This is a genomic window from Pseudomonas hunanensis (assembly GCF_013393325.1).
Classification (GTDB): domain Bacteria; phylum Pseudomonadota; class Gammaproteobacteria; order Pseudomonadales; family Pseudomonadaceae; genus Aquipseudomonas; species Aquipseudomonas putida_P.
Genome location: NZ_QJRC01000095.1, coordinates 661,937 through 679,386 on the forward strand (window position 1 = coordinate 661,937; position 17,450 = coordinate 679,386).

A 17,450-nucleotide genomic window follows, 5' to 3' on the forward strand; every position below is an offset into this window, starting at 1 on the left:
GAGAAAAACTAAACCTTCACCTGCTCCCACCGCTCAACCGAGTGCGACACAGAGGTCGCAGCCACCAAGCGAAGGAGTGACAGATGAACAAACCATTCTTGAAAATCGCCGGGGTAACCCTGTTGATGGGCCTGGCTTCGTTGCAAGTACAGGCAGCGTCTTCGGACGATTTCGTCGATGCGGCCACTGAAGCCGGTATCGCCGAAGTGGTCACCGGCAACCTGGCACAGGAAAAGAGCCAGAGCGCAGACATCAAGCAATTCGCCCAGCAAATGGTCACGGACCATACCAAAGCCAACCAGGAACTCGCTGATATCGCCCGCAAGCTGGACATCAGCGTGCCCGACGAAGCGGCGCTGACCGACAAGGTCAAGAAGATGATCCTCGAATGGCGCGAGGAGTCTTTCGACCGGTCATACGTCAATAATCAGATCGACGCGCACGAAAAGGCCGTGGAACTGTTCAAGAAAGAGGCCGCCTCCTCCGACAAGCCGGAGCTGAAGGCCTTCGCCAGCGACAAGCTGCCAACGCTGCAACACCATCTGGAACAGGCCAAGGCGCTGCAAGCCACCCACGGCAAGTAACCCACACGTCACCACGCTATCCAGGGGCCGCCCTGCGGCCCTGCCTTGAGCCATCTGGAGGTGGGCTCCCCATGAATGATCGAATCATCGAACTGTTCACCGACACCACATTCTTCGGCATTTCCATCCTCAACCTGCTGGTGGCGCTGTGCGTTGCTGTGCTGACGTTCCTGATTGCCAGAGCTGTCATCGGCCTGTTGATGCGCCGGGTGCAGCGCTGGTCCGAACATGACGGGGCAATGAGTCAGGTGCTGGCCAAGGTACTGGCCGGCACCAGCAACAGCCTGCTGCTGCTCGCTTCGCTGCTGGTGGGTTTGAGCATGCTGGACCTGCCCGAGCGCTGGCTGGGCCGGGTCAGTAGCTTGTGGTTCGTGGTCGCTGCCCTGCAGATCGGCCTCTGGGTCAATCGCGCCATCGCGCTGGGCCTGACCCGCTACTTCAGCCGGCACAGCGCCGACGGCCTTTACCAAGGCAGTGCGCTGGCCACGCTTTCGGCCTGGGGCGCGCGCGTGCTGTTGTGGTCGGTGGTGTTGCTGGCCATGCTGTCCAATCTGGGCGTCAATATCACCGCCTTCGTGGCCAGCCTGGGTGTGGGCGGCATTGCCGTCGCCCTGGCCGTGCAGAACATTCTGGGTGACCTGTTCGCTTCATTGTCGATCGCCGTCGATAAACCCTTCGAAGTCGGCGACTTCATCGTCATCGGCCCACTGGCCGGCACAGTGGAACATGTCGGGCTGAAGACTACACGCATCCGCAGCCTGGGCGGTGAGCAGATCGTCATGGCCAATGCCAGCATGATCAGCAGCACGATCCAGAACTACAAGCGCTTGCAGGAACGACGCATCGTGTTCGAGTTCGGCTTGTCCTATGACACCCCCACTGATGCGGTCAAAAAGGCACCCGCCATCGTCGAGGAGGCAATCAAGGCCCAGCAGCAGGTCCGCTTCGACCGCGCTCACCTGCGCGGCTTTGGTAAAGAGGCGCTGGAGTTCGAGTGCGTTTATATCGTGCGGGACCCTGGCTACAACCTTTACATGGATATCCAGCAGGCCATCAACTTCCACCTGCTAGAGCGCTTCACCCGGATCGGAGCCAAGTTTGCCGTGCCGGTACGTGCCATCAAGGTCACCGCGCTGCCGCAGCCGCCCGCTGAGCCACCGGCTCACTGATAAATAGCGGCACTTTGGCCAACGAGGGCTGTCCTAACGTGAACCCCGCTCGTCGTCTGAAGGGTGTCGGGCCTATAATCGGTGCCAAAGCTCACTCCCGGTTCGCACAAGGCTCGTGCCAATGAAATCGTCCAGCAAGACTTCCATCGCGTCGCCGCACAACCCTGCGCTCAGCCCTAGCCACCTGGACTTTCCAGTGGTGGGCATCGGCGCATCGGCTGGCGGGCTGGAGGCGGTCCAGGCGTTTTTCCAGCACGCCCCCGAGCACTGCGGCATGGCGTTCGTTGTAGTGTTGCACTTGTCGCCGGACCACCAGAGCCAGGCCGACCGCCTGATTCAGCGTGTCACGCGCATGCCGGTGTGCCAGGTGAGCGAGCCGGTACCGATCGAGCGTGATCACGTCTATGTGATTTCACCGGCCAACCGCCTGTCCACCAATGACGGCTACCTGCGGGTCAGCCCGGCCAGGCGCAGCCGCGGCGACCATGTTGCCATCGACCTGTTCTTCCGCGACCTGGCCGACGTGCACAAGGACCATGCGTTCTGCGTGGTGCTTTCGGGCAGCGGCAGCGATGGTGCAGTGGGCCTGTCACGCATCAAGGAACAGGGTGGCGTAACCCTGGTGCAGTCCCCCGATGACGCCCAGTACCCCGACATGCCCAAGGCTGCCATCGCCACCGGCATGGTCGACCTGATCCTGCCGGTAACCGAGATTCCGGGCAAGCTGCTGGAGCTGTGGCGCTCGGCACAGAACGTGAAACTTCCTGAAATCGAGGATGACAGCCTCCCACCGCCTCTGGGCGAGCGTTCAGGCGACCCGGCTCAATGCGACCCACTGCTCGACGACATCCTTGCCCGCCTGCATGCCAGCACCGGTCACGACTTTCAGCACTACAAGCGCGCGACGGTCCTGCGCCGACTTGAACGGCGCCTGCATGTCACTGCACAGACCGACCTGGCCGGTTACCGCGAATACCTCGAGCAGCATCCTGAGGAATGCCGTGCATTGCTGGCTGACATGTTGATAGGGGTCACCAATTTCTTCCGTGACCGCGAAGCCTTCGAAGCATTGCAGCAGCATGTGATGCCGGGCCTTGCCAATGACGACAACGAAGAGCTTCAGCGCGAAGTGCGCATCTGGTCGGCAGGTTGCTCATCCGGCGAAGAAGCCTACAGCCTGGCGATGATGGCGACCGAGCAATTGGCCATGGAGCAGCGCAGCACCAAAGTCCAGGTGTTCGCCACCGATCTCGACGAACACGCGATCAATGTCGGCCGGCTGGGCGTCTACCCCGATGCCATCGCCACCGATGTACCCACGGCCAGGTTGCGTCAGTTTTTCATCAAGGAAGACCAGCATTACAAGGTACGCAAGGACATTCGCGAAAAAGTCCTGTTCGCCCGGCACAACCTGTTGTCCGATCCACCGTTCTCTCAGTTGGACCTGGTGGTATGCCGTAACTTGCTCATCTACCTGGACCGGGAAGTGCAACGGGAGATCCTGCGGCTGTTCCACTTCGCCCTGCGCAAAGGAGGTTACCTGTTCCTGGGCAGTTCGGAATCAGCGGACGTGGCGGCCGACCTGTTTATTGCCGTGGACAAGCGCCATCGCATCTTCCGCGCCAGGGAAGTAGAACCGGCGAGCCGCCCAGGGCGGCTTCAAGCGCCCGACACGCAAGCAGTACGCACCAAACCCAAGCCCCTGCGCAAGCTGTCCTATGCTGAAATCCATCACCGTGCATTGTCCAGACGCACACCGCCCAGCCTGATCGTCGATACTGACGGCAACATCTTGCACATGAGCGATGGTGTCGGCCGCTTCCTGCGCCACGCCGGTGGCGAAGTCAGCCCCAGCCTGCTCAACCTGGTACTCACGCCGCTGCGCCCTGCCCTGCGCAGTACCCTGTTGCAGGCCCAGAACACCGGTCAGCCGGTCAGCTCTGGCGCAGTGATCACCACCGTCGACGATCAACGCGTCGAAGTCCAGTTACAGGTCCAGCCCCACCAGGACGAACCCAGTGGCAGCGAATGCCTGCTGGTGGTTTTTCAGGTTCGCGAAGCTGATCCCCATACCCCGCCTGCTATCCAGCAAACCGAAGGCATGGTGTTGAACACCCTGGAGCGCGAACTGCAGCGCACCCGTCAGCAGTTGCAGGAAACCATCGAGCAGTCGGATATCTCCAGCCAGGAGCTGATGGCCTCGAACGAAGAAATGCAGGCGATCAACGAGGAGCTGCGCCTGGCCAGCGAAGAGCTGGAAACCAGCAAGGAAGAGCTGCAATCCATCAACGAAGAACTGCTGACGGTCAACTACGAGCTCAAGACCAAGGTCGATGAAACCGACAAGATCAACGACTACCTGAGCAACCTGATCGCCTCCACCCAGATCGCCACCGTGTTTGTCGACCGCAACTTGCACATTCGCTGGTTCACCCCTGGGGCCACCGCCATTTTCAGCATACTGCCGGTCGACACCGGCCGCTCGCTGCTCGACATCACCCATCGTCTGGAATACCCAGGCCTGGCGGACGATGCGCGCGCCGTGATCGAACGCGAAACCACGATCGAGCGTGAAGTGATCGGCCAGGACCAGCATTGGTACCTGGCGCGCCTGCTACCGTACCGGGCCAGCGAGCAGAATGTCGATGGCACCGTGCTGACGTTTATCGACATCACCAAGAGTCGCGCAGCCGAAGAACGCTTGCGTCAAGGCGAGGAGCGCATGCGCCTGGTCGCAGAGAGCACCCATGACTTCGCCATCATCCTGCTTGACGAACAAGGCCTGATCATCGACTGGAACACGGGCGCTGCGCTGATCTTCGGCTACGCCAAGGATGAAGTGCTGGGCATTCACTATGCGCTGATTTTCACCGAGCAGGACCGCGAAAACGGCGAGCCGGAACGCGAATTGCGCGCTGCCCGCCTGCATGGCCGCGGCCAGGACGAACGCTGGCATGTGCGCAAGGACGGCAGCCGCTTTTATTGCAGTGGTGAAGTTTCACGCCTCAAGGGCAGCAGCCTGCGCGGTTACGTGAAGATCGCCCGTGATCTGACCGGCCACAAGCGCCTGCAGGACGAACAAAGCAAGCGCCTGGCCGAGTCACAAAGCTCCAGCCACATGAAGGATGAGTTCTTCGCGGTGATGTCCCACGAGCTCAAGCACCCGTTGAACCTGATTCAGCTCAATGCCGATATCTTGCGACGTATACCATCGGTCACAAGTACCGGCATGGCGAGCAAAGCGGTCAACGTCATTCGCGAAGCGGTCACCAGCCAGGCGCGGATCATCGATGACTTGCTCGATGTAGCGCGCATCCGCACGGGCAAACTCAAACTGAAGACCCAGCCGGTCGATTTGTGCGCCGTGCTGCAGGGTATCTGCTCCGTAGCCTGCAATGAGCAGCGCGGCCGAAGTGTTCGGCTGACGCTGCCGGCCGATGGCGAACCGGTCTATGTGGAGGCCGACAGCACCCGTGTCGAGCAGATCATCTGGAACCTGCTGAACAACGCACTGAAGTTCAGCCCTGCCGATGGCGAAATTCTGTTGAGACTTGCTCGACAGGATGAGCAGGCGCGACTTGAAGTCATCGATCAGGGCATAGGCCTCGCCCAAAACTCCCTGGAAGATATTTTTGAGCTGTTCAACCAGGCTGCACCCACCGGCCATGGGCGAGAGGGGCTAGGTATTGGCCTTTCCCTGGTTCGTCAATTGGTAGAAGCCCATGGCGGAGCGGTAAGCGTGGAGTCTCCCGGAATAGGCCAGGGTTGTACGTTCATCATTACCCTGCCTTTGTGCGTGTATACCCAGCAACCCCAGGCTCAGGGCGAAGTGCTGCCCTCAGAAGGTCGCCTGAAAGGGGTTCGCATCCTGCTGGTGGATGACTCGGTCGATGTGCTGGAAGTGATGGAACAATTGCTGTTGATGGAAGATGCCGACGTCGATGCGTACAGCGACCCGAAACTGGCGCTGCAGTCGGCGGCAGATGCGCGTTACGACGTGATCATTTCCGACATCGGCATGCCTGGCATGGATGGCCATGCTCTGATCCGGGCGCTGCGCGGCCTGGAGCATCTGCGCTACATCCCTGCCATTGCGTTGACTGGCTATGGGGCAAGCGCGGACCAACACAAGTCTCGCCAGTCCGGTTTTGACCGCCACTTGAACAAGCCGGTGGGTTATGACGACTTGATTGACGCGATCGAGCGCCTGAATGGCTCAGCGTCGGTTTGAATAGGAGAAGATGGGCTTTACCGGGGGCGACTCACGCCCCTCAGTGCTTCCTGCCCTCCTCCTTCTGTTTTTCTTCGTCCTGCCCTTCAACCTTGTCCACCAGCAAAGGCATCGTTCCCAGCACCAACAGCGCCAGCACCGTGCTGACCAGCGCCGTGGCTTCGCGTCCCATCCCCGCTGCCGTACCGATGGCAGCCGTCATCCATAACCCGGCAGCTGTGGTAAGGCCTTTGACATGACTGGTGTCCTGGCCATTGCCTTTGAGAATGGTGCCCGCGCCCAGAAATCCGATACCGGCAACGATGCCCTGAATCACCCGGCTGAGCGCCTGCGCATCGGCACCTGCCGTGCTCGGTGCCAGTACGAACAGCGCCGCGCCGAGCGAAACCAGCATGTGCGTGCGCACCCCGGCAGATTTGCCCTTGTGCTCGCGCTCGAAACCCAGCACCGCGCCTAGTACGGCAGCCATCACGAGGCGTACAAGAATCCGCACGACCTCACGCACATCGCCGATATCGGCGAATTCGGCCTGGATTGTTTGCCAGATCAGATCCATGGATGGGGTCCGTGCCGTTTACACGTTCGGCCTCTGCTGGCGCTTTTTACGATCTCGATGGGCATGGCCGGGTCTTCCGGAGGCAGTTACAGAGTGTGACTGCGAGCACTGCACGTTTGCTGCATCGAACGCTCAAGTGGTCGCCTTGCAGTATTCGTGGGCAAACCTCTTGTTCGTCTCTGCAATTGACGGTCAGCATCAAGTTTCGCAGGTCGCCGTAGATATTCTCAGCGCGTGCTGTGCTGTCGGTAAGGCGTTCAGACCGAATTGACGGCCAGTCGCAGCCGCTTCAGTCGACTCCATGTCCCACCACTGGTCGCAAATAGCGAACGGCTGGTTATGCTGACCACTCTCCTATTCTGAGCGCCGCAGAACGCATCCAGGCTGTCGTAGCTTAGTGTCCTATTCCGTCGCTCGCTGTCCCGCCCGCTTCTCGTACGAGCCTTACTAAATGCTCGAGGGATATCGCGCGGTTATAAAATGTGAGATGACGCCGACATTCCCGCCGGCGTCACTCGAGCAGCCTTGAACAAAGAGTCGAGAGGCTCTACTGCCTGTGGCCGCTGGCCAGGAGCGTACTATGAATTTCGAAGAGCGCGACAAGTACGGTATGTACAAGGGACGGACCGATTTCACTGCCGAGGGAGACCGCGGCCCGGGGCCGCGGCTGATGGGCGCGGATACCCTCATCGGCAACGACGTGTATAACACGCAAGACGAAGACTTGGGCGACATCAAGGAAATCATGCTGGACACCGCCAGCGGCAAGGTTGCGTACGCTGTACTGTCGTTTGGCGGTTTCCTGGGGATGGGTGAAAAGCTGTTCGCCGTGCCGTGGGCTGCTTTGCGCCTGGACACGGTGAACAAGCGCTTCGTCCTTGATGCCGACAAGGACCGCCTGAAGAACGCCCCAGGCTTCGATAAGGACAACTGGCCAAACATGAGCGATCCGACTTGGGGCAGAGGTATCCACGACTACTACGGCACCACGTGGGAAAGCGATCCCCGGCTGTGATGGGCCCTGCTTGGCCGGGCTTCCGGCCAAGCTTATCCTGACCAACAGGGTCGTGGCAGGCGGATTTGGGTCGATAGCAGCCGTGTGGAAAAATTTCCATACGGACGAGGCACTGTCCTGCTTTCGACCACACCGCCATGGAGTTACACTGAAATCCAAGCTGCACCATCTCGACAGCTGTCAGAAATCGCCATTCTCGATCGTGCATCCTGCTGGGGGTATCGCGGGTATTTTTGGGGGTACATTTCTGCTTTTTGAAGCCAGAAATGCCGTTCCAGAGGCCTTTCCAAATGTTCTTCGGGGATCCGGACAGTCTTTGATTCGCACCCCTAACGTGGGTCTTCACATCCAGCACGCTTGAAGCTCGCGTCGGGCTTGTTCACGCGAAGCACAAAGCCTGACCTACGCCGACGCATTCCCTGCGTGATCATGGCGTGCTTCACCGTCGTCACGCTGCCGGTGCCCTTGATGCGCAAGGCACAGCCATCCTCTGACGCCCATTGCCCCTGCTCAAGGCCTGTGCTGCTCAGGCTTGGCCTCGACACCGCGCACATCGGCGTATGTTGTCGCTTTCCATCAAGAGCAGCCCCTCACCCTCCCCTAGATTGACTCCCGAGCGAGCCCCTGATCGAACCCCAGGGGCAGTGTCTGGAGGAGACCAGCCATGCAATCCGTCGAGCAGTTCAAACACAGCACTTCCATTGCAGATTGGGCCGAGCAGCGCCCGGAACACGCCTTCACCTTGCCCTCGCGGTACTTTTTCGACGAGCAGATCTTCGCTGCCGAACGCGACCGTATCTTCATGAGTGCCTGGCACCTGGCCGGCCATCGCAACGAGTTCGCCGAGCCTGGTCAGTTCGTGGTGTGCGACATGTTCGACCAGAGCGTGGTGGTGGCCTGTGGCAACGATGGCAAGATCAATGCCTTCCACAATGTCTGCCAGCACCGTGGCAATCGCCTGCTGGATGTGCGTCGTGGTAACGACACCCGAGTGCTGCGCTGCGCCTACCACTCCTGGTGCTACGAAATGGACGGCAGCCTGCGCAGTGCGCCACGCAGCGAACGGCTGATAGCCTTCGACAAGCAGCAATTCAACATTCCCAAGGTCCGCGTCGAAGAACTCGGCGGTTTCGTCTACTTCAACTTTGATGCAGACGCGCCGTCGCTGGCGGAGCTGTTCCCAGGTGCCGACGAAGAAATGCGCGCGGTCTTTCCCGACCTTGGCAAGATGCGCCTGATCGAAGAGCAGGACGTGATCGTACCGGCCAACTGGAAGGTGATCATGGACAACTCCATCGAGGGGTACCATTTCAAGTTGTCCGGGCCCTGCCATATCGACCTGGCCAAGCTGATCGACTTCAAGGGCTACCGCCTGACCAAGCGCGACAACTGGTGGACGTACATCGCACCGGCCAACCAGCAGGCCGAGGAAGCCTACGGCGTCAAGCTGAGCGGGCCACGCAACCCCGATGAGCGCTTCTTCAACATCGGGCTGTGGCCGAACAACACCTTCTATACCTTCCCCTTCTCGGCGTTTCTCGGCACGTTCATCATGATCCCGCTGGACGCAGAGCGCTCACTGCTGCGTTTTGGCTACTACAGCCCCCACGAGCAGGTCCCGGAGGTTTCCCACGCCTGCATGAAGTGGATGAACGAGGACCTCGGCCCCGAGGACATCGAGCTCAACATCAGCGTGCAGAAAGGCCTGCGTTCGCTCGGCTACGACCAGGGCCGCTACATGATCGACGCCGAGCGCAGCAACGAAAGCGAGCATTTGGTGCATCACTTCCACAAGCTGGTGTTCGACGGCATCGGCGCAGGCCGCTGACCACTGTCATGGGGGAGCCTTTATGCTCGGGCATGAATACGACTATGTGATCATTGGTGCCGGCTCGGCCGGCTGCGTGCTGGCCAAGCGCTTGGGAGAGAACCCGGCCCTGCGCATCCTGGTGCTGGAGTCCGGCCCGCCGGACGCCAGCTGGACCATCGACATGCCCTCGGCAGTGGGCATCGTGGTAGGCGGCACCCGCTTCAACTGGAGCTACACCAGCGAACCGGAGCCGGGCCTGGACGGCCGACGCATCGGCACACCACGCGGGCGTACCCTGGGCGGCTCGTCGTCGATCAACGGCATGGTCTACATTCGTGGCCATGCCCGCGACTACGACGGCTGGGCTGCACAAGGCTGCGAAGGCTGGAGCTATCGGGAGGTGCTGCCCTACTTCATGCGGGCGCAAAACCATCGGGACGGCGCCAACACCTACCGCGGCGCAACCGGGCTGCTCCACGTCACACCAGGCGATACCTCGCCGCCACTGTGCCAGGCCTTCATCGAGGCCGGCCAGCAAGCCGGCTATGGCGTGAGCAGCGACCTCAATGGCCGTCGCCAGGAAGGCTTTGGCCCGGTCGACCGCACCACCCGCGACGGCAAGCGCTGGAGCACCGCGCGCGGCTACCTGGCTGAAGCACTCAAAGGCGGCAACGTCACCATCGCCACCTCGGCGCTGAGCCGGCGGATTCTCTTCGACGGCGAACAAGCCTACGGGGTGGAGTTCGAAATGGACGGCGTGGTGCACCAGGTGCGTGTGCGCCAAGAGGTGCTACTGAGTGCTGGCGCCATCAACTCACCGCAACTGCTGATGCTTTCTGGCGTCGGCCCGGCCCAGCATCTGCGGCGCCTGGGCATCCCCCTGGTACGCGACCTGCCGGGAGTAGGCCAGCGCCTGAACGACCATCCCGATACCGTCGTGCAGTACCGCTGCAAGCAGCCGGTGTCGCTCTACCCCTGGACACGTGCACCGGGCAAATGGCTGATCGGCGCGCGCTGGTTCGCCAGCCACGATGGCCTGGCGGCTAGCAACCATTTCGAGGCGGGCGCGTTCATTCGCTCGCGGGCCGGGGTGGAGTTTCCCGACTTGCAACTGACGTTCATGCCGCTGGCGGTCCAGCCAGGCAGCGTCGACCTGGTGCCCGAGCACGCCTTCCAGGTGCACATCGACCTGATGCGCCCCACCAGCCTGGGCAGCGTCAGCCTGGTCAGCACCGATCCGCACCAGGCGCCGCGCATCCTCTTCAACTACCTGACCACCGAGCGCGACCGCGCCGACATGCGTGCAGGCGCCCGCCTGGTACGCGAGATCCTCGCCCAGCCGGCCATGCGCGCCTATGCCGGTGACGAGCTGGTACCCGGTGCCGACCAGGTGAGCGATGCGCAGCTCGACGCTTGGGCGCGACGCATCACCGAGACTGGCTACCACGCCAGCGGCACCTGCAAGATGGGCCCGCCCAGCGACCCCGAAGCAGTGGTCGACCCACAATTGCGCGTGCACGGTCTGCGCGGGCTGCGGGTGGTCGATGCCTCGATCATGCCGCAGATCGTCAGCGGCAACACCAACGCGCCCACGGTGATGATCGCCGAGAAGGCCAGCGACCTGATCCGTGGCCTCACCGCGCTTACCGCAAGCGATGCACCTGTGTGGGTTCACCCACGCTGGCGCGAATGCCAGCGTTGAGGGGTACTTGCCAAAGCCGGCCCACTGCGCTTGCATAGGCGCAGCGGGCCTTTCCTGTGAACGAGGTGCCGGCCAATGCAGCCGGCGCCCATTGCCGAGCCTGGTGCAACCATGAAACGATCCGAAACCCTTGACCTTCAGTGGCAGGGCCCTGCCAGCCCTCCGCTGCGCATCGGCATCCTGTTGCTGCCTTCGTTTTCCAACTTCGGCCTGGCCTCGCTGATCGAGCCGCTTTCGATCGCCAACTGGCTGGCCCAGTGCAACCTGTTCCAGTGGACCCTGCTCTCGGTAGACGGCCAGCCGGTGCCCGCCAGCAACGGCCTGCTCGCCGGTGCCCAGGCGGGCATCGGCGAGCACAGCGAATTCGATGCCTGCGTGGTGATCGCCAGCTTCGATGTGCACCGCCACGCGCGCAACCCGGCCCTCAAGGCCTGGATCAAGCGCCAGGCGGCCTTCGGCGCAGTCATGGTAGGGATCGAAACCGGCACCGAGCTGCTGGCTGCGGCAGGTGTGCTCGACGGCCACCCGGCCGCCGTCCATTGGGACAACCTGCAAGGTTTCCAGGAAAGCTACCCTAGGGTGCAAGCCTGCGCGCAGCTCTACTCGTTGGGCCGCAAGCGCCTGACCTGCGCAGGCGCCACTGCCGTGCTGGACATGGTGCTCAGCTGGCTGGACCGGCTGGCCGGTGGCAACCTGGCACGCGAAGTGGCCATGCACATGCTCATCGAGCAGGTACGCGAGCCGCAGGTCCAGCAAGCCGAAGGCTATCGCCGCAACCTGCATGCCCAGGCCGGCAAGATGGGGCGGGCCATCGAGTTGATGGAACAGCACCTGGAAGAACCGCTGAGCTGCGAGGCCATCGCCGAGCGTGTGGCACTGTCGCGTCGCCAACTGGAGCGCCAGTTCATGCAGCACACCGGCCTTACGCCGCTGAAGTACTACCTCAGCCTGCGCCTGGCGCGCGCCCACAACCTGTTGCAGCAAACCCGCATGAGCGTTGCCCAGGTTGCAGCCAGTGCAGGTTTCGGCTCGCTGGAACACTTCTCCCGCGCCTACCGCGCCAAATTCGGCTGTGCACCGAGCAACGACCGTTCGCAGAGTTTGAGCGCCCCGGTCATGCGCCAGCCGTTGGGGCATGACCGGCAGCCGTTGGCGATCTGATCTCGGTGCATTGCGCGGGCTTGCACAGATGCATCGCCGCCCTGGGGCGCAAAGCGCCCCAGGGCCATAGGTTAAAGCCCAAGGTAACTGCGCACCGCCGATGCCCCTGGCTGGCCATCGAACGTCGTCACCCCCGCCAGCCAGTTCTCCAGCACCTGTGGGTTGCGCTTGAGCCACTCCCGTGATGCCAGCGCAGGCTTTTGTTTGTCGTTGAGAATGGCCCCCATGATCTGGCTTTCCATCCCCAGCTCAAACGCCATCCGAGACAGTAACGCACCTACGTTCGGGCATTCCTGGCCGAAGCCTTTGCGCGTATGGGTGTCGACCACTGCAGCCCCGTAGTTCGGGCCGAACTCAGCGTCGCCACCACTCAGATAGCGCATCGAGAGCTGGCTGTTCATTGGGTGCGGCTCCCACCCCAGGAACACGATCGGCTTTTTCGAGCGCACCGCCCGGCGTACTTCCACCAGCATGCCGGCCTCGCTTGAGTCGACCAGGCGGAAACCCTTGAGGCCATAGCTGTCCTTGTCGATCAGGCCCTGGATGATCTGGTTGCCATCATTGCCGGCCTCGATGCCGTAGATGCGCCCTTGCAACTCGTCCTTGAACCGGGCGATGTCCTCGAAGCGCTTGAGCCCGGCCTCGTAGGCATAGTCCGGCACGGCCAGGGTGTATTTGGCACCGGTCAGGTTGGTGCGTACCCGCTCGACGCTGCCTTTTTCCAGAAAAGGCGTGGAAATTGCCGCCATCGACGGCATCCAGGCGCCAAGGTAGACGTCGATGCTCTTCATTTCCATGGCCTGGTACGCCATCGGGATCGACAGCATCTGGGTCTTGGTCTTGTAACCCAGGCCTTGCAAGACGGTAGTCGCGAGCCCAGTGGTGGCGGCGATGTCAGCCCAGCCGACCTCCGCGAAGTTGACTGTCTGGCAGGCAGCGGGGTCACTGGCCTGGGCGGTGGCGATGGACGCGACGAGCAGCGATGCGGCAAGCACGGGCACTGAGGTTTTCTTTGGCATGCGAGCGACTCCAGAACGGTTCAGGGTGGGCGTGACAATGCACGGGCGTATGCACTCAGCTGCGATAGTCCGGCTCCTGCTCATCGAGGATTTCCTGCAGCGCAGCGAAATGGCGGGCGGCGAAATCCGGATAATCAAGCCATTGCCGGGCTGTCTTGCGCGCCACGGCATCGCTGGCGATACGCAGAGGGCGGCCGCTGGCAAGCGCGGTGAGGTAAAGCTCGCAGGCCCGCTCGAAGTAGTAGAGGTCGTCGAAGGCCTGGGCCACGCTTGGGGCCGCCACCAGCACACCGTGGTTGCCCATCAGCAGAATCGGCTTGTCGCCCAACTGGCGGCTTACCCGCTCGGCTTCATCCCCCAGCCCCATGCCGTCGAACCCCTCGTCGATGGCCACGCGCTCGAAGAAGCGCATGGCGTTCTGCTCGATCGGTGGCAGGCGCGAGTCGGCCAAACAGGCCAAGGCGGTGGCGTACTTCGAATGCACATGCAGGATGCAGCGCGCATGCGGATGCCGCCGGTGCAAGGCGCCATGCAGGGCCCAGGCAGTGATGTCCGGCGCCCCGGGGCGTTGCAACGCCGAGGGGTCGTCGGCATCGAGCAGCAGCAAGTCGCTGGCGCGGATCCTGGAAAAATGCCGGCCATAGGGATTGATCAGAAAACGCCGGCCATCCTCGGAAACAGCCAGGCTGAAATGGTTGGCAATCGCCTCGTGCATCCCTAGGCGGGCGGTCCAGCGAAATGCGCAGGCGAGCTCGACGCGGGCCTGGGCATGGGCGTCTAGAACAGCGATGGATGAGTTGTGCATGGCAGCTCCTCGGGCGGCAGGCGCGCCCCTCGGGGGCGCGTTCATACCCTTCGAGTCTAGGGATGGCGACGCTTTTGACTTGATGCGATGCGACCTGCCTTGTCGCGAACGAGCGCAGCACTGGCCTGTCGTATTTCGTCAAGTTCGCACCCTGCTGCCTGTCTATGGTGTGCCCATACATAGGCAAGCCAGGAGACTCAGTGTGTCCCATCAATCGCTATTCATCGCAGGGCAATGGCGTGAGCCACACAGCGGCCGCTATCGGGAAATCCTCAACCCCGCCAACGAGTCCTTGCTGGCCTTGGCGCCAGAAGCCGACGCCCAGGATGTCGACGCCGCGATCGACGCCGCCCGTCACGCCTTCGACCACGGCCCTTGGCCGCAGCTGCCACCGAGTGAGCGCAGCGCCTGGCTGCTGCGCATCGCGGCAGCCATCGAAGCCGATGCCGCGCAACTGGCGCGCCTGGAAACCCTCAACACCGGCAAGACCCTGGGCGAGAGCGAGGCCGATATGGCCTGCGTGGTGGCCACCTTTCGCTACTACGCAGGGCTGCTTGAAGCGCGCACCGATCGCGCTCACCCGCATGCCCCCGACCACGTCATCAGCGTCACACGCCATGAGCCGGTAGGTGTCTGCGCGTTGATCGTGCCGTGGAACTACCCTCTGCTGCAAACCGCCTGGAAGCTCGCCCCCGCCTTGGCTGCGGGCAACACGGTGATTCTCAAGCCCAGCGAACTGACGCCGCTAAGTGCCTTGCACCTGACGGCTTTGCTGGCCGCCCTGGCGCTGCCAGCCGGGGTGTTCAACCTGGTCTGCGGCGATGGCACCGTAGGCCACCACATGGCGCTCAGCGACCGGGTGGACATGGTGTCGTTCACCGGTGGCGCCCAAGCCGGTGCCAAGGTGATGCAGGCCGCCAGTGGCAACTTCAAGCGCCTGGCGCTGGAGCTCGGTGGCAAAAACCCAAATATCGTGTTTGCTGATGCCGACCTCGACGTGGCCCTGGACCAGGCGCTCAACGCCGTGTTCTTCAACGCAGGGCAGGTGTGCTCGGCCGGCTCGCGCCTGCTGTTGCAAGCCTCCGTGCATGATCGCTTCGTCGCGCGCCTGGTCGAACGCATCGACGCTATTGTTCTCGGCGATGGCTTCGACAGCCGCACGCGCATGGGGCCTCTGATATCGGCGGCCCAGCGGAATCGCGTGCTGTCGCTGATCCAGGCGGCACAAGGCGAAGGCGCTCGCCTGCGCGCCGGCGGCCAGCGCCCCACGGATGCGCACCTGGAAAAGGGGTTCTGGTTACGCCCTACCCTGCTCAGTGACGTGCAGGCCGACATGCGCATTGCTCGCGAAGAAATTTTCGGCCCGGTAATCACCGTCGAACGCTTCACCGACGAGGCACATGCCGTGCGGTTGGCCAACGATACGCCCTATGGCCTGGCGGCCGGGGTCTGGACCGGCGACCTGGGCTGCGCCAATCGCATGGCCCGGCGGCTGCGGGTTGGGACACTGTGGGTGAACGATTACAACCTGGCATTTCCCCAGGCGCCCTGGGGTGGTTTCAAGGCCAGCGGCATCGGCCGCGAGCTATCGGCGACGGGCCTGGAGGAATTCAGTGAGCTCAAACACGTGCTACTCAATTGCGAGCCTCGGGCGTTGAACTGGTTCACATGACGACTTCTGGCGAACAGTGGCTCCGTAAGCTCCAACGCTTGGACGTGGGATGGCTTAAGGTACTCGATGGCCTTGGTGGTGCAGAAGAAACCGAGGATTGTCGGCAGCGTAGCCAGCGCCAGCAGCGGCGACAACTCGCCGATCACGAAACCTTCGGCGGCAGCCGGCATCAGCAGATACAGGCTGCCAAAGAGCAACAACAGCCGGGTGAAGTGCAGCCCTCCCGATACCTCCATACGTTTCATGGCAACCGAAAAGGCCCCATAGCCGGTGCCGGCAATGGAGGTGAGCGCAGCACCTTGCAGGCTAAAACCGGCTGCAGGTCGCCACCGAAGATTACCGAAATTCCAGCGATAGCCAGTGCGGCCCCTAGACGCCCCCACTAGGAGGCAAACCCGCGCTGAATCCTGCCATCCCGCCATGGAAGTACACGTTGCCCTGCTTCTCGCCTCACCACCTCCGGCAACTGATCGATCGATTTCCCAGGCTTGAGCCATTAGACGGCCACGAGCCTTTGATCGTGGGATAGCGTCGCACACCATGCTGACGGTGTTCGCCCAGAGCATGATGGGAACCGTTAAACCCGCCTACCCTGCCACCCTGTCAAAGGCGTAATCCTTGAAAACGAACTACCCGATCCCATGGGAGCACCGTACATGTCTATCGAATTCAGACCCGCTCAAGCCGCGGACGCGCACGATATTGCGCGCTTCTTTCAACTGACATCGGAGGGCATGGCCGATTACATATGGAGCAAGCTTGCCGTGCCAGGAGAAGCATTGCTGAGTGTCGGTGCGTCTCGCTATGCCAGGGAACAGGGTGACTTTTCCTACAAGAACTGCTTGATGGCCACTTTCGAAGGGCGCGTCATCGGCATGATGCATAGCTATGCGTTGCGCGAGACCCCTGACAGGCCTGTCGAGACAGACCCGGTCCTCGCGCCTTATTCCGACATGGAAATACCCGCCACCTTATACATATCCAGCCTGGCGTTAGATGAGGCCTGGCGCAGCCAGGGGCTGGGCGTCCAGTTTCTTCGCCACGCCCAGCAGCGCGCCGACGACGCTGGCCTGGATGGGCTATGCCTGATCGATTATGCAGAAAACCACGGTGCACGCCGCTTCTATGAACGTCACGGTTTTCAAATTGTTAAAACCTGCCAGATCGTTCCGCACCCCATGCTGAGCGTAACCGGCGAAGCCTATTTGATGTATCGCCCTACCCACAACGTGCTCGAGAAAAAACCATGAACAAGAAACTGACCGTGTTCCGCGAACTGGATATCCAACCGGTGCGCGACCTGCCTTTTTTTGAAGAGGTCGTGGAAGGCGCCCCTCATACGCTGACGTCCAAGTACTATCACGATGAACAGCAAGGTCGCATTTCTGGAGAATGGGAAGCCAGCACCGGAGCGTGGCGCATCGACTACAAAGTTTGGGAGTTCTGCCATGTCCTGAGTGGATGCTGCGTCATTGAACTTGAAGGTTGCGCCCCCCTCACACTGGCCGCTGGGGACACGTTCATTATCGAGCCGGGCGCCAAGGGGAAATGGACCGTGCTGGAAGATATGAAAAAGAACTTCGTGATCCTCTTGCCCACGAACTAGGCACGGGGTTGCGTTTCATCGAGCGCAGCGCAAGGACAGTTTGCATGCTTGCCTACTGGCGGCGCTCGAATGCTCTACACAGGAGGCTACAACAGCCCTCTACTGCATGGCGCCACTCGC

General features: G+C 61.9%; 13 protein-coding genes and 1 pseudogene. 10 read left to right on the forward strand and 4 right to left on the reverse strand.

Going from position 1 to position 17,450, the window contains the following annotated elements; all coding sequences use genetic code 11:
• Positions 1–83 precede the first annotated feature (83 nt).
• The 3 genes from DM807_RS19890 to DM807_RS19900 all read left to right on the forward strand — a co-directional run bounded on the left by DM807_RS19890 (position 84) and on the right by DM807_RS19900 (position 5,984).
• A complete protein-coding gene (locus DM807_RS19890; protein ID WP_060492528.1) occupies positions 84–584 on the forward strand; it encodes a DUF4142 domain-containing protein in 501 nt (166 codons plus the stop codon).
• A gap of 71 nt (positions 585–655) precedes the next feature.
• Entirely contained in the window at positions 656–1,753 is a 1,098-nt protein-coding gene (locus DM807_RS19895) for a mechanosensitive ion channel family protein (protein ID WP_060492527.1), read from the forward strand.
• Between the two features lie 121 nt (positions 1,754–1,874).
• Positions 1,875–5,984 carry a CheR family methyltransferase gene (locus DM807_RS19900; protein WP_063426138.1) on the forward strand — a complete coding sequence of 1,370 codons (4,110 nt, stop codon included), beginning with the start codon at positions 1,875–1,877 and terminating at the stop codon, positions 5,982–5,984.
• Between the two features lie 40 nt (positions 5,985–6,024).
• On the opposite strand, the gene DM807_RS19905 is transcribed toward DM807_RS19900, so the two are convergent.
• The gene (locus DM807_RS19905) at positions 6,025–6,540 is read right to left on the reverse strand and encodes an MgtC/SapB family protein (RefSeq protein ID WP_060492525.1); all 516 of its coding nucleotides are present in this window, start codon (positions 6,538–6,540) and stop codon (positions 6,025–6,027) included.
• Positions 6,541–7,120: 580 nt separating this feature from the next.
• On the opposite strand from DM807_RS19905, the gene DM807_RS19910 reads away from it, so the two are divergent.
• From DM807_RS19910 to DM807_RS19925, 4 genes are all read left to right on the forward strand, one after another.
• The gene (locus tag DM807_RS19910) at positions 7,121–7,555 is read left to right on the forward strand and encodes a PRC-barrel domain-containing protein (protein WP_060492524.1); all 435 of its coding nucleotides are present in this window, start codon (positions 7,121–7,123) and stop codon (positions 7,553–7,555) included.
• 664 nt (positions 7,556–8,219) lie between these two features.
• The gene (locus tag DM807_RS19915) at positions 8,220–9,383 is read left to right on the forward strand and encodes an aromatic ring-hydroxylating oxygenase subunit alpha (RefSeq protein WP_060492523.1); all 1,164 of its coding nucleotides are present in this window, start codon (positions 8,220–8,222) and stop codon (positions 9,381–9,383) included.
• A gap of 22 nt (positions 9,384–9,405) precedes the next feature.
• Positions 9,406–11,067 (forward strand): choline dehydrogenase, encoded by a 1,662-nt coding sequence (locus DM807_RS19920; RefSeq protein ID WP_179027781.1) that lies wholly within the window; start codon positions 9,406–9,408, stop codon positions 11,065–11,067.
• Between the two features lie 111 nt (positions 11,068–11,178).
• The gene (locus tag DM807_RS19925) at positions 11,179–12,228 is read left to right on the forward strand and encodes a GlxA family transcriptional regulator (protein WP_049773300.1); all 1,050 of its coding nucleotides are present in this window, start codon (positions 11,179–11,181) and stop codon (positions 12,226–12,228) included.
• Positions 12,229–12,299: 71 nt separating this feature from the next.
• Here DM807_RS19925 and DM807_RS19930 read toward each other — a convergent pair whose 3' ends face one another.
• A complete protein-coding gene (locus DM807_RS19930; protein WP_060492521.1) occupies positions 12,300–13,247 on the reverse strand; it encodes a choline ABC transporter substrate-binding protein in 948 nt (315 codons plus the stop codon).
• 55 nt (positions 13,248–13,302) lie between these two features.
• Complete coding sequence (locus DM807_RS19935; RefSeq protein ID WP_060492520.1) at positions 13,303–14,052, reverse strand: class II aldolase and adducin N-terminal domain-containing protein; 750 nt, start codon at positions 14,050–14,052, stop codon at positions 13,303–13,305.
• Positions 14,053–14,254: 202 nt separating this feature from the next.
• Here DM807_RS19935 and DM807_RS19940 point away from each other — a divergent pair, with 202 nt between their 5' ends.
• Positions 14,255–15,724, forward strand: a complete 1,470-nt coding sequence (locus tag DM807_RS19940) for an aldehyde dehydrogenase family protein (protein WP_060492519.1) — start codon at positions 14,255–14,257, stop codon at positions 15,722–15,724.
• A gap of 8 nt (positions 15,725–15,732) precedes the next feature.
• Here the strand turns inward: DM807_RS19940 and DM807_RS19945 are convergent.
• A pseudogene (locus DM807_RS19945) lies at positions 15,733–16,097 on the reverse strand (EamA family transporter); the annotation flags it as partial.
• Positions 16,098–16,380: 283 nt separating this feature from the next.
• On the opposite strand from DM807_RS19945, the gene DM807_RS19950 reads away from it, so the two are divergent.
• Both DM807_RS19950 and DM807_RS19955 read left to right on the forward strand, forming a co-directional pair.
• A complete protein-coding gene (locus tag DM807_RS19950; protein WP_012272648.1) occupies positions 16,381–16,974 on the forward strand; it encodes a GNAT family N-acetyltransferase in 594 nt (197 codons plus the stop codon).
• Entirely contained in the window at positions 16,971–17,330 is a 360-nt protein-coding gene (locus DM807_RS19955) for a cupin domain-containing protein (protein ID WP_060492518.1), read from the forward strand. The genes DM807_RS19950 and DM807_RS19955 overlap by 4 nt, the downstream gene beginning before the upstream one ends.
• Positions 17,331–17,450 lie beyond the last annotated feature (120 nt).

Coding starts and splice junctions, on each gene's coding strand:
- DM807_RS19890 (WP_060492528.1), top strand. CDS start 84: ATGAACAAACCATTCTTGAAAATCGCCGGGGTAACCCTGTTGATGGGC.
- DM807_RS19895 (WP_060492527.1), top strand. CDS start 656: ATGAATGATCGAATCATCGAACTGTTCACCGACACCACATTCTTCGGC.
- DM807_RS19900 (WP_063426138.1), top strand. CDS start 1,875: ATGAAATCGTCCAGCAAGACTTCCATCGCGTCGCCGCACAACCCTGCG.
- DM807_RS19905 (WP_060492525.1), bottom strand. CDS start 6,540: ATGGATCTGATCTGGCAAACAATCCAGGCCGAATTCGCCGATATCGGC.
- DM807_RS19910 (WP_060492524.1), top strand. CDS start 7,121: ATGAATTTCGAAGAGCGCGACAAGTACGGTATGTACAAGGGACGGACC.
- DM807_RS19915 (WP_060492523.1), top strand. CDS start 8,220: ATGCAATCCGTCGAGCAGTTCAAACACAGCACTTCCATTGCAGATTGG.
- DM807_RS19920 (WP_179027781.1), top strand. CDS start 9,406: ATGCTCGGGCATGAATACGACTATGTGATCATTGGTGCCGGCTCGGCC.
- DM807_RS19925 (WP_049773300.1), top strand. CDS start 11,179: ATGAAACGATCCGAAACCCTTGACCTTCAGTGGCAGGGCCCTGCCAGC.
- DM807_RS19930 (WP_060492521.1), bottom strand. CDS start 13,247: ATGCCAAAGAAAACCTCAGTGCCCGTGCTTGCCGCATCGCTGCTCGTC.
- DM807_RS19935 (WP_060492520.1), bottom strand. CDS start 14,052: ATGCACAACTCATCCATCGCTGTTCTAGACGCCCATGCCCAGGCCCGC.
- DM807_RS19950 (WP_012272648.1), top strand. CDS start 16,381: ATGTCTATCGAATTCAGACCCGCTCAAGCCGCGGACGCGCACGATATT.
- DM807_RS19955 (WP_060492518.1), top strand. CDS start 16,971: ATGAACAAGAAACTGACCGTGTTCCGCGAACTGGATATCCAACCGGTG.